Genomic DNA, 18,585 nt, shown 5'->3' on the forward strand with positions numbered 1-18,585 from the left:
CGGGCGCCGCGACCCCCGTGGCCACGGCTGCGCACCGACTCACGGAGGCGGTCGTCGATCGAAACCCTCCGGCGGATTCGGGATACGACACCCGACGGGACCGGAAGGTCACTACCGAGGACCGACACCGTCGGTGCATACGGATCATCGCCTCTGGAGGCGATGGAAGTCGCCGGCCGAACCGGCACAAACACCGGCAGCCAACGAGGCCCAGTGTAATGGGTACCCCGTCGGCTGCCGGAAAAGATCAGCGAATGCAGATCAGGTCGTGTCGTGTCCGCGTCAGCGACGCAGACCCAGACGCTGGATGAGCGGGCGGTAACGCTCGACGTCGACCTTCTCGACGTACTTCAGCAGGCGGCGACGACGACCGACCAGCAGCAGCAGGCCGCGGCGGGAGTGGTGGTCGTGCTTGTGCTGCTTGAGGTGCTCGGTGAGGTCCACGATGCGCTTGGTGAGCATCGCCACCTGCGCCTCGGGGGAACCGGTGTCGGTCTCGTGGAGGCCGTACTCGCCGAGGATCTGCTTCTTCTGGTCGGTGGTCAGAGCCACTGGGTCACTCCTGTACAACTGACGTCCGCGTGACGGAAGACGGACGAAGTCCGCCCGGTACGGCCGCCGCGAACCGCAGCACGCACCGACGGTCCAGCCTATCAGAGACGGTGGGGCCGTCGCCGAGCCTGCGTGCAGTGTCATCCGTTCCGACGACACGAACGTCGCTACGCGGTGTCCGTGAGAACCTGTCGTGCGCGTTCGGCGTCGCGGTGCATCGCGGAGATCAACGCTTCCACGGAATCGAACTTCTCCATGCCCCGCAGCCGCTCGACGAAATCGACCGCCACGTGCTGGCCGTACAGATCGGCCTTCTCGTCGAGGACGAACGCCTCCACCGTGCGCTTGCGTCCGGAGAAGGTGGGATTGGTGCCCACCGAGACTGCCGCGAGGTAGCGCTGACCGGCGGTCAGCCCCTCGACGGGCGAACCGGAGTCGAGCACGGTGAACCAGGCCGCGTAGACGCCGTCGGCGGGGATCGCCGCGTAGATCGGCGGGGCGACGTTGGCGGTCGGGAATCCGAGACCGCGTCCGCGACCGTCGCCGTGTACGACGACACCCTCGACCCGATGCGGACGCCCGAGCGCGTCCGCGGCCGCGGCGACGTCACCGGCGTCGACGCACGAACGGATGTACGTCGACGAGAACGTCACGGCGTGCTCGGCGACCAGTGTGAGCCCCTGCACCGCGAACCCGAAACGCTCGCCGATGGAGCGCAGCATGTCGACGGTGCCGGCCGCCTTCTTCCCGAAGGTGAAGTTCTCCCCCACGACGACCTCGGCCACGTGCAGTCGCTCGACGAGGATCTCGTGGGCATACCGCTCCGGCGAGAGCTTCATGAACTCCGGGGTGAAGGGCATGACGCAGAAGACGTCGATGCCGAGTTCCTCGGCGAGTTCGGCCCGTCGCGCCAGAGTGGTGAGCTGTGCGGGATGGCTACCCGGGCGGACCACTTCCATGGGGTGGGGATCGAAGGTCATGAGCACGGCGGCCACACCGCGCGCGCGGGCCGCTTCCACGGCACGCGCTATGAGCTGCTGATGGCCGCGGTGTACACCGTCGAACACACCGATCGTGAGTACACACCGACCCCAGTCCGCGGGAATTTCGTCCAGACCTCGCCATCTCTGCACATCGGCAGCCTACGGCGCGTGCACGGGTGGGGCACGTTCGGCTGTGCCACGGCGTGGCCGCGTGACGCTGACGGCCGTGCGAATGCATAATTTCGGTGTGCCGAACTTTTTGTCGACAGCCCACAGAACATGCACCGTACGTTCCCACGCCGGCCGCGTGGTCGCCGCTCTCGCGGCCACCGCCTGTGCCGCCGCCCTCGCGGCGTGCTCGACCACAGGTTCCGCCGACGACCGTCCCCTGGTCCTCACCACCTTCACGGTGCTCGCCGACATGACTCGGAACATCGCCGGTGAACACGTGCGGGTGGAGTCCATCACCAAGCCCGGCGCGGAGGTCCACGGCTACGAGCCCACACCGGGCGACCTGCGGTTCGCGACCGACGCCGACCTGATCCTCGACAACGGACTCGGTCTCGAACGGTGGTTCGAGCAGTTCGTCACCGATGTCGACGCCGAGCACGTGGTCGTGAGCGAAGGTGTGGATCCGCTGCCCATCGGTGAGGGCGCGGCGACGGGACCGTACAACCCCCACGCCTGGATGTCCCCTCTCGCGGCCCGTATCTACGTCGACAACATCGCCACGGCACTGGCCGATCTCGCGCCCGAGCACGCGGACGACTTCACGGCCCGCGCCGAGGCGTACACCGCCGAACTCGACGGTCTCCACGCCGAACTCGTCAGCGCCCTCGACGAGGTTCCCGCGAATCGGCGGGCACTCGTCACCTGCGAGGGGGCATTCAGCTATCTCGCCCGCGACGCCGGCCTGCAGGAGGCCTATCTGTGGCCGGTGAACTCCGATCAGCAGGGCACTCCTCAGCAGATCGCCCGCACCGTCGATTTCGTACGCACCAACGAGGTACCCGCGGTGTTCTGCGAGTCGACCGTCTCGGACAAGGCGCAACGGCAGGTCGCGGCCGACACCGGAACCGAATTCGGCGGGATCCTCTACGTCGACTCGCTGTCCGAGCCGGACGGGCCCGTGCCCACCTACCTCGATCTGCTCCGACACGACATCGACGTCATCACGACAGGACTGGGCTCATGACCTCGACACTCGACGCACCTGCACTGTTCGTCGACGACCTGACGGTGCGCTACGACACCGTTCCGGCCCTGCAGGACGTCACCCTGAAACTCGCGCAGGGCCGCGTGTGCGGACTCGTGGGCACGAACGGCTCGGGTAAGTCGACGCTGTTCAAGACCATCATGGGTCTGGTGCGACCCACCTCGGGCCGCGTCGCCATCGGCGGTGCCACCACCGCCGCGGCGCGGCGCCGCACCCAGGTCGCCTACGTGCCGCAGTCCGAGGCGGTCGACTGGAACTTCCCGATCGGTGTGCGCGACGTCGTCATGACGGGACGCTACGGCCACCAGGGCTTCCTGCGCCGACCGCGTCCCGCCGATCACGAAGCCGTCGACGCCGCACTCGACCGCGTGGGCATGACCGCGCTCTCCGGCCGTCAGATCGGGCAGCTCTCGGGCGGCCAGCGCAAGCGTGTCTTCGTGGCACGGGCGATCGCGCAGGGCTCGCCCTTGCTGCTGCTCGACGAGCCGTTCGCGGGGGTCGATACCACCACCGAGCACGCACTGACCGCCGTCATCCGCGAACTGGCCGCGAGCGGCCACGCGATCCTCGTGGCCACCCACGATCTCGCGGGCCTGACGCAGCTGTGCGACGAGGCGGTGCTGCTGCAGCGCCGCGTCCTCGTCCACAGCTCCCCCGAGGAGGTCCTGCGCCCGGAGAACCTCGCCCGCGCCTTCGGCGCTCCCCCACCGGTGAACGGTGGACGAGCCGAGGACCTCGCACGGAACACATACGCACAGGAGGCCGGACGATGATCGACGTGCTGATCGAACCCCTGCAGTACGGCTTCATGCAGCGCGCGCTGCTCGTGGCCGTCGCCGCGACCGTCGTGTGCGCCCTGCTCAGTTGCTGGCTCGTGCTCATCGGCTGGTCGCTGATGGGCGACGCGGTCTCGCATGCCGTGCTGCCCGGCGTCGTGCTCGCCTACCTGGTAGGAGTGCCGTTCGCGCTCGGCGCACTGGTCTTCGCCGGGATCGCCGTGGCGTTGATCTGGCTCGTCCGCGGAACGAGCCGCGTGAAGGAGGACGCCACCATCGGCATCGTCTTCACGACGCTGTTCGCCCTCGGCGTGGTGCTGATCTCGAAGAACCCGAGCCAGATCGACCTGCACCACGTGCTGTTCGGCAATCTGCTCGGCCTCGCCACGGGCGACGTCTGGCAGGTCTCGATCCTGGCGGCCGTCGTCCTGGCTGTGCTCGTCGCGAAGCGCCGCGATCTGACGCTGTTCGCTTTCGACCGCGTCCAGGCACACACGCTCGGCCTGTCCCCCGCCGCGTTGTCGGCACTGCTGCTGTCGCTGCTGGCGGTCACCATCGTCAGCGCGCTGCAGGCGGTCGGCGTGATCCTGGTCGTCGCGATGCTCATCATCCCGGGCGCGACCGCATACCTGCTCACCGACCGGATGGCCCGGATGCTGGTGATCGCGCCGGTGCTCGCCGTGATCGCGTCGGTGGTCGGTGTGTACACCAGCTACTACACCGACGCCGCGACCGGCGGCGTGGTGGTGCTCGCCCAGGCAGTGGTCTTCACCCTCGCGTACCTGTTCGCGCCGCGGCAGGGCGTCGTCACCCGATTCGTCACGCGCCGCCGGTCGCCGGAGGGCGTGAAGACGAGCGAGCCGACGGAGAGCGTGATTCCCGGGTGACGGTTACCTAAGCTGGACGCGTGCCTGAGAGTAACGAGACCACCGCGACCGAACTGCTGTCCTCGGTGGCGCAGGACTATCTCAAGATCATGTGGACGGTCCAGGAGTGGTCCGGAGACAAGATCTCGACCAAGCTGCTCGCGGAGAAGCTCGGCGTGTCGGCGTCCACCGTGTCCGAAGCGGTGCGCCGCCTCGCGGATCAGGGACTCGTCGACCACGAACGCTACGGTGCGATCTCCCTCACCGACGAGGGGCGCCAGGCCGCGGTGGCGATGGTCCGCCGCCACCGCCTCATCGAGACGTTCCTCGTCCGCGAGCTCGACTACGGGTGGGACGAGGTCCACGACGAAGCCGAGATCCTGGAACACGCCGTGTCCGAACGGATGGTCGCGGCGATCGACGCCAAACTCGGTCATCCCGAACGCGACCCGCACGGCGACCCGATCCCGTCACCCGACGGCACGATCCCCTCACCGCCGGCCCGCGCCCTGAGCGAGTTCCGCGACGGCGACCACGGACGGGTGGCCCGCATCTCCGACTCCGACCCGGCCATGTTGCGCTACTTCGACGAGGTGGGCATCGCGCTGGACACCGACATCACCGTGCTCGAACGCCGAGACTTCGCGGGCACCATCTCGATTCGGCTGGGCAGGGCCGAAGGACCCACGATCGATCTCGGTCATCCGGCGGCCGAGGCGATCTGGCTCGTCTGACCCCGTCCGGGGCAGAACTCACAACGCAGGCGGAGCTCACGACACAGGCAGGCTCACACCAGCGGCAGAAGGCTCACACCACCGTCGTCGGCCGACAGTGTTGCGAGCCCGCGGTCCGTGTGGCGGGCCTGTCCGATCACATGTTGGCGGGCCGCACCACGAAGACGGCCGACGCGCGGCTGCCCTTCTCTTGGAGGAGCGCCGCTGCCCGTCCCCGGGAGTCGACGGCGGCGTAGACACCGCGCAGTCCGACGGGTTCGAGCCAACGGCCGTTCGCGAGCAGACCCGCCTCCTCGTCGCTGATGGTCCGGCACTCGAAGGCGGTGCGTACCGCCGCGTCGATGTCCAGGCTCGGTGTCGGATCGTCCGCGAGCTGCTCGAGCGTGCGGGCGTGCCCGAGGTCGAACGGGCCGACCTGCGTGCGGCGCAGCACGGTCAGGTGACCACCGACTCCGAGGGCCGCACCGAGATCGCGTGCGAGCGCGCGGATGTAGGTGCCGGACGAGCAGTCCACGTCGACGTCGAGGTCCACGAACCCGTTCTCGGGCACATCGCGGCGTGCGCGGACGTCGAAGCGGGAGACCGTCACCGGCCGGGCCTTCAGCTCGACCGTTTCCCCCTCCCGCATACGGGCGTAGGCACGTTTCCCGTCGATCTTGATGGCGCTGACACTGGCGGGCACCTGCTGGATGTCGCCGGTCAGCACGGCGACGGCCTCGGCGATCTGCTCGTCGGTCACAGAGGTGGCGTCCGCCGTCGCGACGGTCTCACCTTCGGCGTCGTCGGTCACGGTGCTCTGGCCGAGACGCACGGTCGCGCTGTACGACTTGGTGGTCAGCGCGAGCAGCCCGAGCAGTTTCGTGGCGCGTTCGACGCCGAGGACGAGCACACCCGTCGCCATCGGGTCGAGTGTGCCCGCGTGCCCCACCTTGCGTGTGCCGAGCAGTCGGCGGCAGCGGGCCACCACGTCGTGGCTCGTCATGCCGGCGGGTTTGTCGACGACGAGCAGACCCGCACGGGCGAGAGCCGGATGTTCCTCCGGGGATACGGTGTCGTTCATCAGCGCACCGTGATCGCGGTGAGGACGAGACCGTCGGCGATCAGCCACCGGCCGTCGAAGCCGGTCAGCGGCTCCCCGTCGACGGTGTCGCCCGGAACGAGCAACCGCGAGTGGAAGGTACCGGTCGTCGCGTCCGCGCTGGTGTCGCGTTCGAACGTGATGTGGGCGTCCTCGAAGCCCAGCCACCGCCGCGTGAGCGGGAACCACGCCTTGTAGGTGGCCTCCTTGGCGCAGAACAGCAGGCGGTCCCAGTGCAGGTCGTCGCCGGCCGATGCGAGCCATTCGCGTTCGGGTTCGAGGCTCACCGCGGGCAGCACCCCGTCGGGGAGCACGTCGTGCGGTTCGGCGTCGATGCCCAGCGAGCGGATCTGCAGCGAATAGCCCAGCACGGCACCGCGATAGCCGTCGCAATGGGTGAGGCTGCCGACGACGCCGCGCGGCCAGATCGGATCGCCGTTCTCTCCGCGCAGCACCGGCGCGGGGTCGACGCCGAGGGTGCGCATGGCCTCCCGAGCACAGTGGCGGGCACCGGCGAACTCACGTCGCCGCTTGTCCACCGCCCGGGCCACGAGCCGCTCCTCCTGGGGATGCGGCCGCAGTCCCGGTGGGTCCTCGAACAACTCGGCTGCAGCGACGCCGTCCGGCACGATGCGCCCGATCAGCGCCCCGGGCGTATCCGTCTTCTGCTCGGTGTCCGGTTCCGTCACCACAACTCCTTCTCTCGTTGAGCCCGCATCTTCTCGACCTCGGCTTCCATCTCGGGGGTCACGGTGAAGTGACCGCCCCACTTGTTCAGGCTGCCCGGCGGATACGCCGGGACGGGGAGGATCTGCCGCAACGGCTGCTGCGGGAGACCGCGTCGCTGCCATTCGCGCGGATAACCGACCGAGACCTCCTCGAAGCGCACACCGTCGTAGTAGGTGGTCCGCGGAATGTGCAGGTGACCGTAGACGCTGCACAGCGCCCGGTAACGCAGGTGCCAGTCGGCCGTCTCGGTGGTGCCGCACCACAGCGCGAACTCGGGGTAGAACAGCATCCGGGTGGGTTCGCGTACCAGGGGGAAGTGGTTGATGAGCACCGTGGGCAGCGCGGGATCGAGCGCGTCGAGTCGCGCCCGGGTCTGCTCCACCCGTACCCGGCACCAGGTGTCGCGCGTGACGTACGGATCCGGCTTCAGCAGGAATTCGTCGGTCGCGACGACGTTGCGTTCCCGCGCGAGCGCGAGGCCGTCCGCCTTCGTCGTGGTGCCGTCCGGGAGGAACGAGTAGTCGTAGAGCAGGAACATCGGGACGAGCACCACCGGACCGTCCTCCCCCTCCCAGATCGGATAGGGATCCTCCGGGGTGAGCACGTCGAGTTCGCGGCACATCGTCACGAGGTAGTCGTAGCGGGCGACCCCGAACATCTGCACCGGGTCCTTGGCGGTCGTCCACAGTTCGTGGTTGCCGGGTACCCAGACGACCTTCGCGAAGCGGCTGCGGAGCAGTGACAGCGCCCATCGGATGTCGTCGGTCTTCTCCGACACATCGCCCGCGACGATCAGCCAGTCGTCGGGCGACTCGGGATGCAGATCCTCGGTGACCGGCCGGTTGCCCCGATGGGCCACATGGATATCGCTGATCGCCCACAGCTTCGCTGCCACCGGCACTAACCTCCCGACTCGTCGTGGACACGCACCTGCCGGTCCGCACCCGTCACCGCCCATCGTCCCGAGAGCGTGCGCCATACGACGGCGATCATCCGGAACACGATGAACACCGTAAGCCCCGTCCAGATACCCGCCAGACCCCAGTCGTACGCGAGCGACAACCAGATCGACGGCAGGAACCCGAACAACGCCGAGGCCAGCGTCGCGGTGCGCAGGAACGCCGCGTCCCCGGCACCGAGAAGAACTCCGTCGAGCGCGAAAACGATTCCCGCGAGCGGCATGATCGCCACGAAGAACCACCATGCGACACCGATCTGGTCGAGCACCGCGGCATCGTCGGTGAACAGACCCGGAATCACGTCCCGGCCGAGTACGAAGATCACGGCCAGGACCGCGGCGAAGATCGCGGACCAGACCGACAGGCGCCACGCCAGCCGCGACGCGCCCCGCCGATCCGCCGCGCCGAGCGCGGCGCCGACGAGGGCCTGCGCGGCGATCGCCAGCGAGTCCAAGGTCAGCGTCACGAAATTCCACAGCTGCAGCACGACCTGGTGACCGGCCACCGCGGCGGCACCGAATCGGGCCGCCACCGCTGCCGCGGACAGGAAACACGCCTGGAACGCGAGACTGCGGGCGATCAGGTCGCGTCCGAGGCGCAGTTGCGCGCCGATCACCGTGGGGTTCGGTCGCAGCGGGACGCCCGACCGCAGCAGGGCGATCACGAACAGGACGGCCGTCACGGACTGCCCGATCACGTTGGCGACGGCGGAACCGACGAGTTCCCATCGGGGAGCTCCCAGCAGACCGTGGACCAGTACCGGGCACAGCACCGCCGACAGGGCGAGACCCGCGACGACGAAGCTCAACGGCCGCATCGTGTCCTGGACGCCGCGCATCCAGCCGTTGCCGGCCAGACCGACCAGGATGAGGGGTGCCCCGAACAGCGCGACACGCAGCCACGACACCGCCGCGTCGGCGATCTCGGCATCGCCCGCGAGCAATCGTGCGACGGGTCCGGCCAGCGCCTGACCGGCGATCAGGATCGCCAGTCCGACGATCATCGCGAGCCAGGTCGCCTGCACACCTTCGCCGACCGCGTCGCCGTGCCGGCCGGAGCCGTGGAAGCGCGCCGCCCGCGAGGTGGTCCCGTACGACAGGAACGTGAGCTGGGTGCTGACCTGTGCGAGGATCAGCCCGCCGATCGCGAGGCCTGCCAGGGGCAGAGCCCCGAGCCGGCCGACGACGGCGATGTCGAAGAGAAGGTAGAGCGGTTCGGCTGCAAGGACTCCGAGAGCGGGCACGGCGAGACCGAGGATGCGCCGTCCCGTCACGTCCGAGGTGAAGGACCCGTCGGGCGTGTCCGAGCTGCAGGACGCGCCGGGCGGATCCGGGGCGGCCGACCCGCCGGGCACCGTCAACCGAGCACGCCGCGCAGTGCGGCGACGATCCGATCGGGGTCGCCGTGGGCGGTGTATCCCGCGGCCAGGCGATGCCCTCCACCGCCGAGCACGGTGGCGACGGCCGACACGTCCACCGAGGTCTTCGCGCGCAGCGAGACGGTCCACTCCTCGGGAACGACCTCCTTGAACACCGCGGCGACCTCGGCTTCGGCGGTGGTGCGCACGATGTCGATGACGCTTTCGACCTCTTCCGGGCCGAGATGCGCCGAGTCGGCCCGTCGGACGAACGCGTAGACCAGTCCCTTGCCCTGCGCTGCGGCGCGGTCGAGCGTGGCCGTGGCCAGCACCGACGACAGCATCGGCAGCCACCCGAAAGGATGGGTGTCGAGCAGCACCCGTGTGATCGAGGTGCCGTCGATCCCCGTGGCGAGGAGACGCTCGGCGAGTCCGTGGGCCTGCGGGCGTCCCCACCGGAACGATCCGGTGTCGGTCACCAGTCCCGCGTACAGGCAGTGCGCGAGCGCGGCGTCGATGTCGACACCCCACGCATCGAAGAGGTCCGCGAGCACCATCGCCGTGGCCTCGGACTCCGGATCGATGAGGTTGTGGGTGCCGAACCGGGTGTTGGACAGGTGATGGTCGATCACCAGGACGTTCGGAGCGGTGTCCAGGCGGTCGCGCAGGACACCGAGACGGCCCGCGGTGCCGCAGTCGACGGTGACCACGAGATCGACTTCTCGGCGCACGTCCGCCACCGGGGTGACCAGGTGCCCGCCCGGCAGCGACCGCATCGACTCGGGCATGCTCGCGGGCGAACCGAAGGCCACCTGCACGGCGACCCCGCGCCGTTCGAGGGCGATCCCGAGAGCCAGACCGCTGCCGAGGGTGTCGGCGTCGGGATTGATGTGGCACAGCACCGTGACGGTGGCCGCCGCGTCCAGCAGAGCGGCGGCACCGTGCAGGTCGACGGATCCTGCCGGGACGAGCGGGACGCCGGCATCGTCCCGGCGCGAGGGGATCACCGGCGGGTTCGACTCGGGCACCGGTGTGCTATTCGTCGTCGTCACCGGCGTCGCGCTCACGGGGCTCCTTGTAGGGATCGGCGTCGCCGGCCGGAACGGCACCTTCGCGAGCACGGGCGACCTCGTTGTCGGCGGCGCGAGCACGCTCGAGGAGTTCCTCCATGTGACGGGCCGTATCGGGCACCGTGTCGGTGACGAACGTCAGCGTGGGGGTGAACCGCACGCCCGTGCCCGCACCCACCTTCGAGCGGAGCACACCCTTGGCCTTCTCGAGCCCCGCGGCGGCGGCGGCGTGATCGGGTTCGGTGTTCAGATCCGCGCCCCGGACCGTGTAGTACACGGTGGCGTCGTGCAGATCCGCGGTGACCTTCGCGTCGGTGATCGTCACGAACTCGAGCCGCGGATCCTTGATCTCGAGATCGATGGCGGTGGCCACGATGGTGGCGATGCGCTTCGCGAGGCGGCGGGCCCGTGCTGGATCGGCCATGTCGTTCGTTCCCTTCTGTGGCCGCCGGCCGGCGGCCCGTCGTGCGGCCGGGATCAGTCCTCGGGCCCGAACAACCTGCGCCTGACCGACAGCAGATCGAGTTCGGGCCGCTGGGCGACCAGCCGCTCACACTTGTCCAGTATCTCCCCCACGTGCGCGAGATCGGAGGCGACAACCGCCACACCCACCCGCGCACGGCGGTACAGATCGTGTTCCCCGGTTTCGGCGACGGACACCCCGAGTCGGCGCAGTTCGGCGACCACCGGGCGGATCGCCGAGCGCTTCTGTTTGAGCGAATGCACGTCACCGAGCAGCAGATCGAGTTCGAGTGCTCCCAGGTACATCCGTTGCTCCCGTCATCGTCGACGCCTCGGTGCCGGTGCACCTCGACGGCCGACCGGGCCGACGGTGCGCCGGCCGAGTCGGGCATCCCGACACGCCCGTGGCGGCGAACGACGAATCGTTCACCGCCACGGCCGCGGGTGGATCAGTCGCGCGGCTTCTCGCGCAACTCGTACGCCTCGATCACGTCGCCGACCTTGATGTCGGAGTAGGTGACCGTCATACCGCACTCGAAGCCCTCGCGGACCTCGGTGACGTCGTCCTTCTCGCGGCGCAGCGACGAGATGGTGACCGTCTCGGCCACGACGTTGTTGTCGCGGATGAGGCGGGCCTTCGCGTTGCGCTTGACGATGCCGGACTGCACGAGGCAACCCGCGATGTTGCCGATCTTCGACGACTTGAAGATCGCGCGGATCTCGGCACGGCCGAGCTCGACCTCCTCGTAGATCGGCTTGAGCATGCCCTTGAGGGCCTTCTCCACCTCGTCGATCGCCTGGTAGATGACCGAGTAGTAGCGGATGTCGACACCCTCGCGGTTCGCGAGCTCGGTGGCCTTGCCCTCGGCGCGGACGTTGAAGCCGATGATCACGGCGTTCGACGCGGCAGCGAGGTTGACGTTGGTCTCGGTGACGCCACCGACACCGCGGTCGATGACCCGCAGGCGCACCTCGTCGTCGATCTCGATACCCATGAGCGCCTCTTCGAGGGCCTCGACGGTACCCGAGTTGTCGCCCTTGAGGATGAGGTTGAGCTCGTTGTGCTCCTTGAGCGCGGCATCGAGGTCCTCGAGGCTGATGCGCTTGCGGCTGCGTGCTGCAAGCGCGTTGCGCTTGCGGGCATTACGCCGGTCGGCGATCTGACGCGCGATGCGGTCCTCTTCGACGACGACCAGGTTGTCGCCGGCGCCGGGCACCGAGGTGAAGCCGACGACCTGGACCGGACGCGACGGCAGTGCCTCGAGCACGTCTTCACCGTGCTCGTCGACCATGCGGCGCACGCGGCCGTAGGCATCGCCGGCGACGATCGAGTCGCCGACCCGCAGGGTGCCGCGCTGGATGAGCACCGTGGCCACCGGACCGCGACCGCGGTCGAGGTGCGCCTCGATGGCGACGCCCTGCGCCTCCATGTCCGGGTTGGCACGCAGATCGAGTGCCGCATCAGCGGTGAGCAGCACCGCTTCGAGCAACTGCTCGATGTGCAGGTTCTGCTTCGCGGAGATGTCGACGAACATGGTCTCGCCGCCGTACTCCTCCGCGACCAGCCCGTACTCGGTGAGCTGCTGACGGATCTTCTGAGGGTTGGCACCCTCCTTGTCGATCTTGTTCACCGCGACCACGATCGGGACGTCCGCGGCCTGCGCGTGGTTGATCGCCTCCACCGTCTGCGGCATGACGCCGTCGTCGGCGGCGACCACGAGGATCGCGATGTCCGTCGACTTGGCACCTCGAGCACGCATAGCGGTGAACGCCTCGTGACCCGGGGTGTCGATGAAGGTGATCAGGCGATCTTCACCGTTGAGGTGCGTCATCACCTGGTAGGCACCGATGTGCTGGGTGATGCCACCGGCCTCGCCCTCGCCGACGTTCTCCTTACGGATCGTGTCGAGCAGGCGGGTCTTGCCGTGGTCGACGTGACCCATGACGGTGACCACCGGCGGACGCTGGCGGAGGTCTTCCTCGCCGCCCTCGTCCTCGCCGTACTGGATGTCGAACGACTCGAGCAGCTCGCGGTCCTCGTCCTCGGGCGAGACGACCTGCACGACGTAGTTCATCTCCGAGCCGAGCAGCTCGAGGATGTCGTCGTTCACCGACTGAGTGGCCGTGACCATCTCACCGAGGTTGAACAGTGCCTGCACCAGGGCCGACGGGTTGGCATCGATCTTCTCGGCGAAGTCCGACAGCGACGCGCCGCGAGCGAGACGGATGGTCTCGCCGTTGCCACGCGGCAACCGCACGCCGCCGACCGACGGCGCCTGCATCGAATCGTATTCCTGCCGCTTCTGCCGCTTCGACTTGCGACCACGACGCGGAGCACCACCGGGACGACCGAACGCGCCGGCTGCACCGCCGCGACCGCGGCCACCGCCGCCGCCACCGGGGCGACCACGGAAACCACCGGGAGCGCCTGCACCGGCAGGTGCGCCGCCGCCGCCACCGGCACCGCCACCGCGGTAACCGCCGCCACCGCCGCCGGGACGTCCACCGGGAGCTCCGCCGGGGCGACCCGGGCGACCGGACGCGGCCGGACGTGCAGCACGCTGCGGCATCGCACCCGGGTTGGGGCGCGGAGGCATCGAACCCGGGGACGGACGGGGTCCGCCCTGACCGGGAGCGGGACGAGGACCGCCCTGACCGGGAGCCGGCCGGGGGCCGCCCTGACCGGGAGCGGGACGCGGGCCACCGGGGCCCGCCGCGGGACGTCCCTGTCCGGGCGTCGGGCGGGGGCCGCCCTGACCGGGAGCCGGACGCGGTCCGCCCGGGCCGGGACGCGGTCCACCCGGACGCGGAGCGGGACGCTCGGCCGGAGCCGAGGAGTACGGGTTGTTACCGACGCGTGGGGTCTTCGGACCCGGACGCGGACCGGCCGGCTTGGGGCCGGGCTTGGCCGCGGGGGCCTGCGGCGTCGGGCTGGGAGCCTGCGCCTGCGCAGCCGGGGCCTGGGGTGCCGCCTCGGCGGCGGGCGCCTGCGGCGCGGGAGCCGCGGGCTTCTCCTCCGGTGCCGGAGCCGGCTTGGGAGCGGCCGGCTTCGGCGCGCCCGGCTTGGGACGCGCGGTCTCGGCCGCGGGGGCCGGGCTCGCAGGAGTGGGCCGGGGACCCGGCCGGGGGGCACCGGGCTTCGGTGCGGGGGTGGGTGCAGCCTTAGCGGCTGCGCCGTCGCCTTCGGTCTTGCCGAACGATTCGCGCAGACGACGCGCGACCGGCGGTTCGACGGTCGAAGACGCGGACTTGACGAACTCGCCCTGTTCCTTCAGGCGTGCGAGTAGTTCCTTGCTGGTGACACCGAGTTCTTTCGCCAACTCGTGCACGCGGGCCTTGCCTGCCACTGCTCTCCTCACTGATGAGGTCGAGCGGCCGACTGCCCGCACGACCTCGGGTTATCTCCGATGGACGTTCATCGCTGGTGCTTCACGGTGTGCTCATGAGTGTTCGTGCCTGTTCTTCTCAGAGTGCGATGTCACTGTTGGTGTTCCTCGTCGTCGTTCCCACGATCGTCGTACCCGGCCGAGGCCGACTCGATGCGTCCGTGATCACTGTGCCGTGGACCCGACCAGCTGATCCAGCGCTGTGGTGTCCGGATACCCGGTCACGCGCAGTGCCCTGCCGAATGCTCGACGCCGAACCGCCAGTTCCAGACATTCCGGAGTGGGATGCAACCACGCACCTCGCCCGGGAAGCCTGCGTCGCGGATCGGGAATCACGGCGAAACCTGACGGTTCCGTATCGCGCGCCACCACCCGGAGCAGTTCGGCAGTCAGCCTTCGCTGCCGACATCCGACACAGGTACGCACCGTAGAGGCACGTTCCCCGTCGTTCGAGGACAGGTCATGCTGAACCATCGACCACTGTACCGCTGTTTTGCCCGGAATCCCGCATCCCACTCCTACGAGCCTGTCGAGCCGCCGTGGGAATCGTCCTTCCCGGCGGGCGCGGCGTCGCTGCGGATGTCGATGCGCCAGCCGGTCAGGCGGGCCGCGAGCCGGGCATTCTGCCCTTCCTTGCCGATCGCGAGGGACAACTGGAAGTCGGGAACGACGACCCGGGCAGCGCGCGCGTCGGGGTCGACGACCGTGACCGACACCACCTTCGACGGCGACAGTGCGTTGCCCACGAACTTCGCGGGGTCCTCGTCGTAGTCGATGATGTCGATCTTCTCCTCGCCGAGTTCGCGCATCACGTTGCGCACCCGCTGCCCCATCGGGCCGATGCACGCACCCTTGGCGTTGAGACCGGGGACGGTCGAGTGCACGGCGATCTTCGAGCGGTGCCCGGCCTCACGGGCGACCGCGACGATCTCCACCGACTCGTCGGCGATCTCCGGGACCTCGAGGGCGAACAACTTGCGCACCAGATTGGGATGCGTCCGCGACAGGGTGATCTGCGGGCCGCGCTGTCCACGGGAGACGCCCACGACGTAGCACTTGATGCGGTCGCCGTGCTCGTAGGACTCCCCCGGCACCTGCTCGGCCGGCGGGATGAGCCCCTCGGCGTTGTTCGTCTCGCCGCCGATCTTCACGACGACCATGCCGCGGGCGTTGGCACGCGAGTCGCGCTGCACGACGCCGCTGACGATCTCACCCTCGTGGGTCGCGAACTCACCGAAGCGCTGTTCGTGCTCGGCGTCGCGGATGCGCTGCATGATGACCTGACGCGCGGTGGTCGCCGCGATCCGGCCGAAGTCCTCGGGGGTGTCGTCCCACTCGGCGATCAGGTTGCCGTCGGCGTCGCGTTCCTCTGCCAGGACCTGGATGGCGCCGGTCTTCGTGTCGACCACGACCCGCGCGTGCGGCTGGTGTCCGTCGACGTGCCGGTAGGCCGTGAGCAGGGCCGTCTCGAGCGTCGCGATGAGCTCGTCGAACGGGATGTTCTTCTCCGCCTCGAGCATGCGCAGGGCAGCGATCTCGATATTCACTTGTCCACCTTCGTTTCGTTCGTCTCGTCGTGATCGTCGCTGCCGGTCTCGTCCTCGGGTCCCTCGGCGAGCTCCCCGGCCGCGACCCGGCCGTCCGGAACCCCACCCGCGAGCTCGAGTTCCCTCGGCGGCGGCGGGGAGAACTCCACCTCCACCACCGCTCTGTGCACCGCGGCGAGCGGGACCGAACGGACCACCGGCCCGGACCGATCGGGCAGCACGAGTCTGATCTCGTCTCCGACGAGCTCGCCGATGCGTGCGACGAGGGTCTCGTCGGCCAGTTCCACCTTCGCCTTGCGGCCCTGGGCGCGCCGCCAGTGGCGGGCCTCGGTCAGGGGCCGACCGATACCGGGGCTGGTGACCTCGAGCACGTAGGGCGACTCGCCGAAGTCCGGCACCTCGTCGAAGGACTCGGAGACCACCCTGCTCAGGCGGGCCGCCTCGTCGAGACCGAGACCTGCGTCGCTGTCGACGAGCAGACGCACCGTACTGTGCTTTCCGGCGGCCGTGACCACCACGTCCTCGAGGTCGTATCCCTCTCTGGCGAGCAGATCGGAGACGAGCTCGACGATCCTCTCCGGGGGCGGCACAGGCATGGCGGGCAGGCTCCTCGTTCAGTTGTGGTCGCAGCGGACAGCGGGCCGGAACGGATGCGTACCGGCAGACTTCAAGCCTAACCCGCGTTTCGTGCTGTCGTGACCAGGGCGGCGTCCTTCTCCCGGCGACGCGACTGGCAGGATGGTCCGGTGCCGATGCCACTCGACCGACCCGCCGTCTCCCGACGAACCGTCCTGCGATGGTCGTCGGCCGCCGTCTGTGGGCTCGGAATCACGACGATCACCGCGTGCGGCGCTTCCGACGAGGATGCCGCCGAACCCGATCCGCTGGCGGGCCAGGCGACCCGGGCCCGCACCGATGCCGCGATCGCCACCGCGCTGCTCGCCCGGTCGCCGGAGCTGTCCGCAGCGCTCACCACGATCGCGGCGGAGCGGACCGCCCACGCCGATGCGCTCGAGACCGAGATCGCCCGGATGGAAGGCGCCACCACGAGTTTCACTCCCCCGTCGACCACCGCCACCACACCCACCGGTGAGCTCCCGAACGTCGGGGAACTCCGTGAACGGCTGAACCGGTCGCAGCGCGAAGCCGCGGATCTCGCACGCACGCTCTCGGGTTACCGCGCCGGCCTGCTCGCCTCGATCAGTGCGTCCTGCGCCGTGCAGACGGCGGTGATGTTGCCGTGAGCTCCCCCGAACCCGGTTCCGAACAGCAGGCTCTCGTCGACGCACTCGAGGCCGAACACGCCGCGGTCTTCGGATACGGCGTGATCGCGGCCTTCGCGGATCCCGCCCGCGCGGATGCGGTGGCGGAGGACACCGCCGCCCACCGCGCACGACGTGATGCGACGGCCGAAGCGCTGCGCGCCGCGAGCATCGATCCCCCGGTCGCCGCCCCCGGCTACACCGTGCCGTTCCCGGTGACCGACCCCGCGTCCGCCGCCCAGCTCGCCGAGCAGATCGAGAGCGACACGGCGGTCGCCTGGCGGTCGGTCGTGGAACGGTCACGCAGCGAGTCCACCCGGGCCACCGCCGTGGGCGCCCTCACCGAAGCGGCCCTACGGGCGGCGCGCTGGCGGCAGAGCCGTGGAGTCGTGCCGTCGGTGGCCTTCCCCGGGCAGCCCTGAGCCGAAGGTCACTCGGTCACGACGGCGATCGCGAAACCGTCCCGGCCCTTCGTCCCGACGGTCTGCAGCGCCGTCGCGTCGAGGCGCGGTTCGCGGGCGAGCAGTTCGAGCACCTCCCGGGACGCACGGACGCGTTCGTCGTCGCTGTCCGGGTCCGTGATGCCGCCCGCCCGCACCACGTTGTCGACGACGATCACGGTGCCCGGCCGCGACAGCCGGAGCGCCGCCCGCACGTAGTTGCTGTTGTTCTCCTTGTCGGCGTCGACGAACACCAGATCGAAGGGGCCCTCGGCGACCAGGCCCGGCAGCGAGTCCAGAGCGGGGCCGACGCGGATCTCCACGCGGTCACCGACCCCGGCGCGGTCGAGATCGGCGCGGGCCACCTCGGCGTGCTTCGGCTCGTATTCGAGCGTGATCACCCGGCCGGACGTCCCGACCGCCCGGGCCAGCCAGATGGTCGAGTATCCGCCGAGCGTGCCGATCTCCAGGACACGGCGGGCACCCCGCATCCGCGCGAGCAGGTGCAGGAACTTGCCCTGCGGGGCGGAGACATCGATCGGTGGCAGTCCCGCTGCGACGTTCGCGTCGAGCGCCGAACTCAGCGCGGGGTCGTCGCCGATCAGCGTGTCGGTGAGGTAGTGGTCGGTCGCACTCCAGTTGTCGGCCATGCACCTCATTGTGGTTCGGGGCGGGTCACGCCACCACTTCGTACACGGCGCCCACCTCACGAGCGAGTAGACGATCGGTCATCTCCTGCTTCAGCACGGTGAGCCGTGCGTTCTCGGCGTCGGTGCGGCCGGGCTTGGCTCCGAGCGCGATGAACTCGTCGGTGACGAGCCCGTCGTCGCGGATCTGCAGGGTCACACTGCGCTCGCGCCAGGTGAACTGCCAGACGTAGCGGGCGAGGGTGGCGCCGCGTTCGGTCGCAGCCAGTTCCGGATCGACGACATACCGCCCGTCGGTGACGGCACGCAGCACCATCTCCACGGCGTCACGTCCTCCGGGGCCGGGGAAGGCGGTGCGCACCCGAACTTCCCGGCGCTCGACGTCGCCGAGGACCGAGAGGGCGTGCCGCATCACGGTGAAGCCGTGAGCCACTCCCCCGGGAAACTCGGGACCGTGATATTTCATCAGGTCGGCGAAGGTGAATTCGATCGGGTGTCCCGACTCGTAGACGGTGAGCACG

21 protein-coding genes are annotated in these 18,585 nt (G+C 69.5%); 6 read left to right on the top strand and 15 right to left on the bottom strand.

Features of this window, described 5'->3' with window-relative positions:
- Positions 1 to 282: 282 nt before the first annotated feature.
- Together rpsO and PV766_RS03270 are read right to left on the bottom strand one after the other, a co-directional pair.
- Positions 283 to 552 (bottom strand): 30S ribosomal protein S15, encoded by a 270-nt coding sequence (gene rpsO / locus PV766_RS03265; protein WP_421096384.1) that lies wholly within the window; start codon positions 550 to 552, stop codon positions 283 to 285.
- Between the two features lie 167 nt (positions 553 to 719).
- Entirely contained in the window at positions 720 to 1,685 is a 966-nt protein-coding gene (locus PV766_RS03270) for a bifunctional riboflavin kinase/FAD synthetase (protein WP_255162690.1), read from the bottom strand.
- A 157-nt stretch (positions 1,686 to 1,842) separates the two neighbouring features.
- Between PV766_RS03270 and PV766_RS03275 the strand changes: the two genes are divergently transcribed.
- Genes PV766_RS03275 through PV766_RS03290 form a run of 4 tightly spaced genes read left to right on the top strand, consistent with a single transcriptional unit; the run spans position 1,843 to position 5,127 of the window.
- The gene (locus PV766_RS03275) at positions 1,843 to 2,730 is read left to right on the top strand and encodes a metal ABC transporter substrate-binding protein (RefSeq protein WP_064065129.1); all 888 of its coding nucleotides are present in this window, start codon (positions 1,843 to 1,845) and stop codon (positions 2,728 to 2,730) included.
- Positions 2,727 to 3,524, top strand: coding sequence for a metal ABC transporter ATP-binding protein (locus tag PV766_RS03280; protein WP_421096385.1), 798 nt, complete (start codon positions 2,727 to 2,729; stop codon positions 3,522 to 3,524). Before PV766_RS03275 ends, PV766_RS03280 begins: the two co-directional genes overlap by 4 nt.
- Positions 3,521 to 4,414, top strand: a complete 894-nt coding sequence (locus tag PV766_RS03285; protein ID WP_064065127.1) for a metal ABC transporter permease — start codon at positions 3,521 to 3,523, stop codon at positions 4,412 to 4,414. Before PV766_RS03280 ends, PV766_RS03285 begins: the two co-directional genes overlap by 4 nt.
- A gap of 20 nt (positions 4,415 to 4,434) precedes the next feature.
- On the top strand, positions 4,435 to 5,127 hold the full coding sequence (locus tag PV766_RS03290; protein WP_255162687.1) for a metal-dependent transcriptional regulator: 693 nt from the start codon (positions 4,435 to 4,437) through the stop codon (positions 5,125 to 5,127).
- A gap of 136 nt (positions 5,128 to 5,263) precedes the next feature.
- Here PV766_RS03290 and truB read toward each other — a convergent pair whose 3' ends face one another.
- The 11 genes from truB to rimP form a co-directional block, all read right to left on the bottom strand.
- Positions 5,264 to 6,187, bottom strand: coding sequence for a tRNA pseudouridine(55) synthase TruB (truB, locus tag PV766_RS03295; protein WP_064065125.1), 924 nt, complete (start codon positions 6,185 to 6,187; stop codon positions 5,264 to 5,266).
- Entirely contained in the window at positions 6,187 to 6,849 is a 663-nt protein-coding gene (npt, locus tag PV766_RS03300) for a 4'-phosphopantetheinyl transferase Npt (RefSeq protein ID WP_421096484.1), read from the bottom strand. The genes truB and npt overlap by 1 nt, the downstream gene beginning before the upstream one ends.
- A 41-nt stretch (positions 6,850 to 6,890) precedes the next feature.
- Complete coding sequence (locus tag PV766_RS03305; protein ID WP_421096386.1) at positions 6,891 to 7,829, bottom strand: metallophosphoesterase family protein; 939 nt, start codon at positions 7,827 to 7,829, stop codon at positions 6,891 to 6,893.
- 5 nt (positions 7,830 to 7,834) lie between these two features.
- The gene (locus PV766_RS03310; RefSeq protein WP_421096387.1) at positions 7,835 to 9,166 is read right to left on the bottom strand and encodes an MATE family efflux transporter; all 1,332 of its coding nucleotides are present in this window, start codon (positions 9,164 to 9,166) and stop codon (positions 7,835 to 7,837) included.
- An 83-nt stretch (positions 9,167 to 9,249) separates the two neighbouring features.
- Positions 9,250 to 10,257, bottom strand: coding sequence for a DHH family phosphoesterase (locus PV766_RS03315; protein WP_421096485.1), 1,008 nt, complete (start codon positions 10,255 to 10,257; stop codon positions 9,250 to 9,252).
- Positions 10,258 to 10,285: 28 nt separating this feature from the next.
- Positions 10,286 to 10,744, bottom strand: a complete 459-nt coding sequence (gene rbfA / locus PV766_RS03320; RefSeq protein WP_064065124.1) for a 30S ribosome-binding factor RbfA — start codon at positions 10,742 to 10,744, stop codon at positions 10,286 to 10,288.
- A 53-nt stretch (positions 10,745 to 10,797) separates the two neighbouring features.
- Positions 10,798 to 11,088, bottom strand: a complete 291-nt coding sequence (locus PV766_RS03325) for a DUF503 domain-containing protein (protein ID WP_064065123.1) — start codon at positions 11,086 to 11,088, stop codon at positions 10,798 to 10,800.
- Positions 11,089 to 11,231: 143 nt separating this feature from the next.
- Complete coding sequence (gene infB / locus PV766_RS03330) at positions 11,232 to 14,129, bottom strand: translation initiation factor IF-2 (protein WP_115311442.1); 2,898 nt, start codon at positions 14,127 to 14,129, stop codon at positions 11,232 to 11,234.
- A 204-nt stretch (positions 14,130 to 14,333) separates the two neighbouring features.
- Entirely contained in the window at positions 14,334 to 14,642 is a 309-nt protein-coding gene (locus tag PV766_RS03335) for a YlxR family protein (RefSeq protein WP_421096388.1), read from the bottom strand.
- Positions 14,643 to 14,686: 44 nt separating this feature from the next.
- Positions 14,687 to 15,715, bottom strand: a complete 1,029-nt coding sequence (gene nusA / locus PV766_RS03340) for a transcription termination factor NusA (protein ID WP_064063396.1) — start codon at positions 15,713 to 15,715, stop codon at positions 14,687 to 14,689.
- The gene (gene rimP / locus PV766_RS03345; protein ID WP_421096389.1) at positions 15,712 to 16,311 is read right to left on the bottom strand and encodes a ribosome maturation factor RimP; all 600 of its coding nucleotides are present in this window, start codon (positions 16,309 to 16,311) and stop codon (positions 15,712 to 15,714) included. The genes nusA and rimP overlap by 4 nt, the downstream gene beginning before the upstream one ends.
- Positions 16,312 to 16,467: 156 nt before the next feature.
- Between rimP and PV766_RS03350 the strand changes: the two genes are divergently transcribed.
- Positions 16,468 to 16,959, top strand: a complete 492-nt coding sequence (locus PV766_RS03350) for a hypothetical protein (RefSeq protein ID WP_207213518.1) — start codon at positions 16,468 to 16,470, stop codon at positions 16,957 to 16,959.
- Entirely contained in the window at positions 16,956 to 17,399 is a 444-nt protein-coding gene (locus tag PV766_RS03355) for a ferritin-like domain-containing protein (protein WP_421096390.1), read from the top strand. Before PV766_RS03350 ends, PV766_RS03355 begins: the two co-directional genes overlap by 4 nt.
- A gap of 8 nt (positions 17,400 to 17,407) precedes the next feature.
- Here the strand turns inward: PV766_RS03355 and PV766_RS03360 are convergent, their stop codons facing one another.
- Together PV766_RS03360 and PV766_RS03365 are read right to left on the bottom strand one after the other, a co-directional pair.
- Positions 17,408 to 18,067, bottom strand: a complete 660-nt coding sequence (locus tag PV766_RS03360; protein ID WP_421096391.1) for an O-methyltransferase — start codon at positions 18,065 to 18,067, stop codon at positions 17,408 to 17,410.
- A 25-nt stretch (positions 18,068 to 18,092) separates the two neighbouring features.
- A complete protein-coding gene (locus PV766_RS03365; RefSeq protein ID WP_421096392.1) occupies positions 18,093 to 18,584 on the bottom strand; it encodes a hypothetical protein in 492 nt (163 codons plus the stop codon).
- Position 18,585: the final 1 nt, after the last annotated feature.

The organism is Rhodococcus sp. As11, assembly GCF_048957735.1.
Classification (GTDB): domain Bacteria; phylum Actinomycetota; class Actinomycetes; order Mycobacteriales; family Mycobacteriaceae; genus Rhodococcus; species Rhodococcus gordoniae.

Excerpts from the sequence above, each read along its gene's own strand:
- PV766_RS03280 (WP_421096385.1), top strand. The coding sequence starts at position 2,727 with ATGACCTCGACACTCGACGCACCTGCACTGTTCGTCGACGACCTGACG.
- PV766_RS03285 (WP_064065127.1), top strand. The coding sequence starts at position 3,521 with ATGATCGACGTGCTGATCGAACCCCTGCAGTACGGCTTCATGCAGCGC.
- truB (WP_064065125.1), bottom strand. The coding sequence starts at position 6,187 with ATGAACGACACCGTATCCCCGGAGGAACATCCGGCTCTCGCCCGTGCG.
- rbfA (WP_064065124.1), bottom strand. The coding sequence starts at position 10,744 with ATGGCCGATCCAGCACGGGCCCGCCGCCTCGCGAAGCGCATCGCCACC.
- PV766_RS03325 (WP_064065123.1), bottom strand. The coding sequence starts at position 11,088 with ATGTACCTGGGAGCACTCGAACTCGATCTGCTGCTCGGTGACGTGCAT.
- PV766_RS03335 (WP_421096388.1), bottom strand. The coding sequence starts at position 14,642 with ATGGTTCAGCATGACCTGTCCTCGAACGACGGGGAACGTGCCTCTACG.
- rimP (WP_421096389.1), bottom strand. The coding sequence starts at position 16,311 with ATGCCTGTGCCGCCCCCGGAGAGGATCGTCGAGCTCGTCTCCGATCTG.
- PV766_RS03350 (WP_207213518.1), top strand. The coding sequence starts at position 16,468 with ATGCCACTCGACCGACCCGCCGTCTCCCGACGAACCGTCCTGCGATGG.
- PV766_RS03360 (WP_421096391.1), bottom strand. The coding sequence starts at position 18,067 with ATGGCCGACAACTGGAGTGCGACCGACCACTACCTCACCGACACGCTG.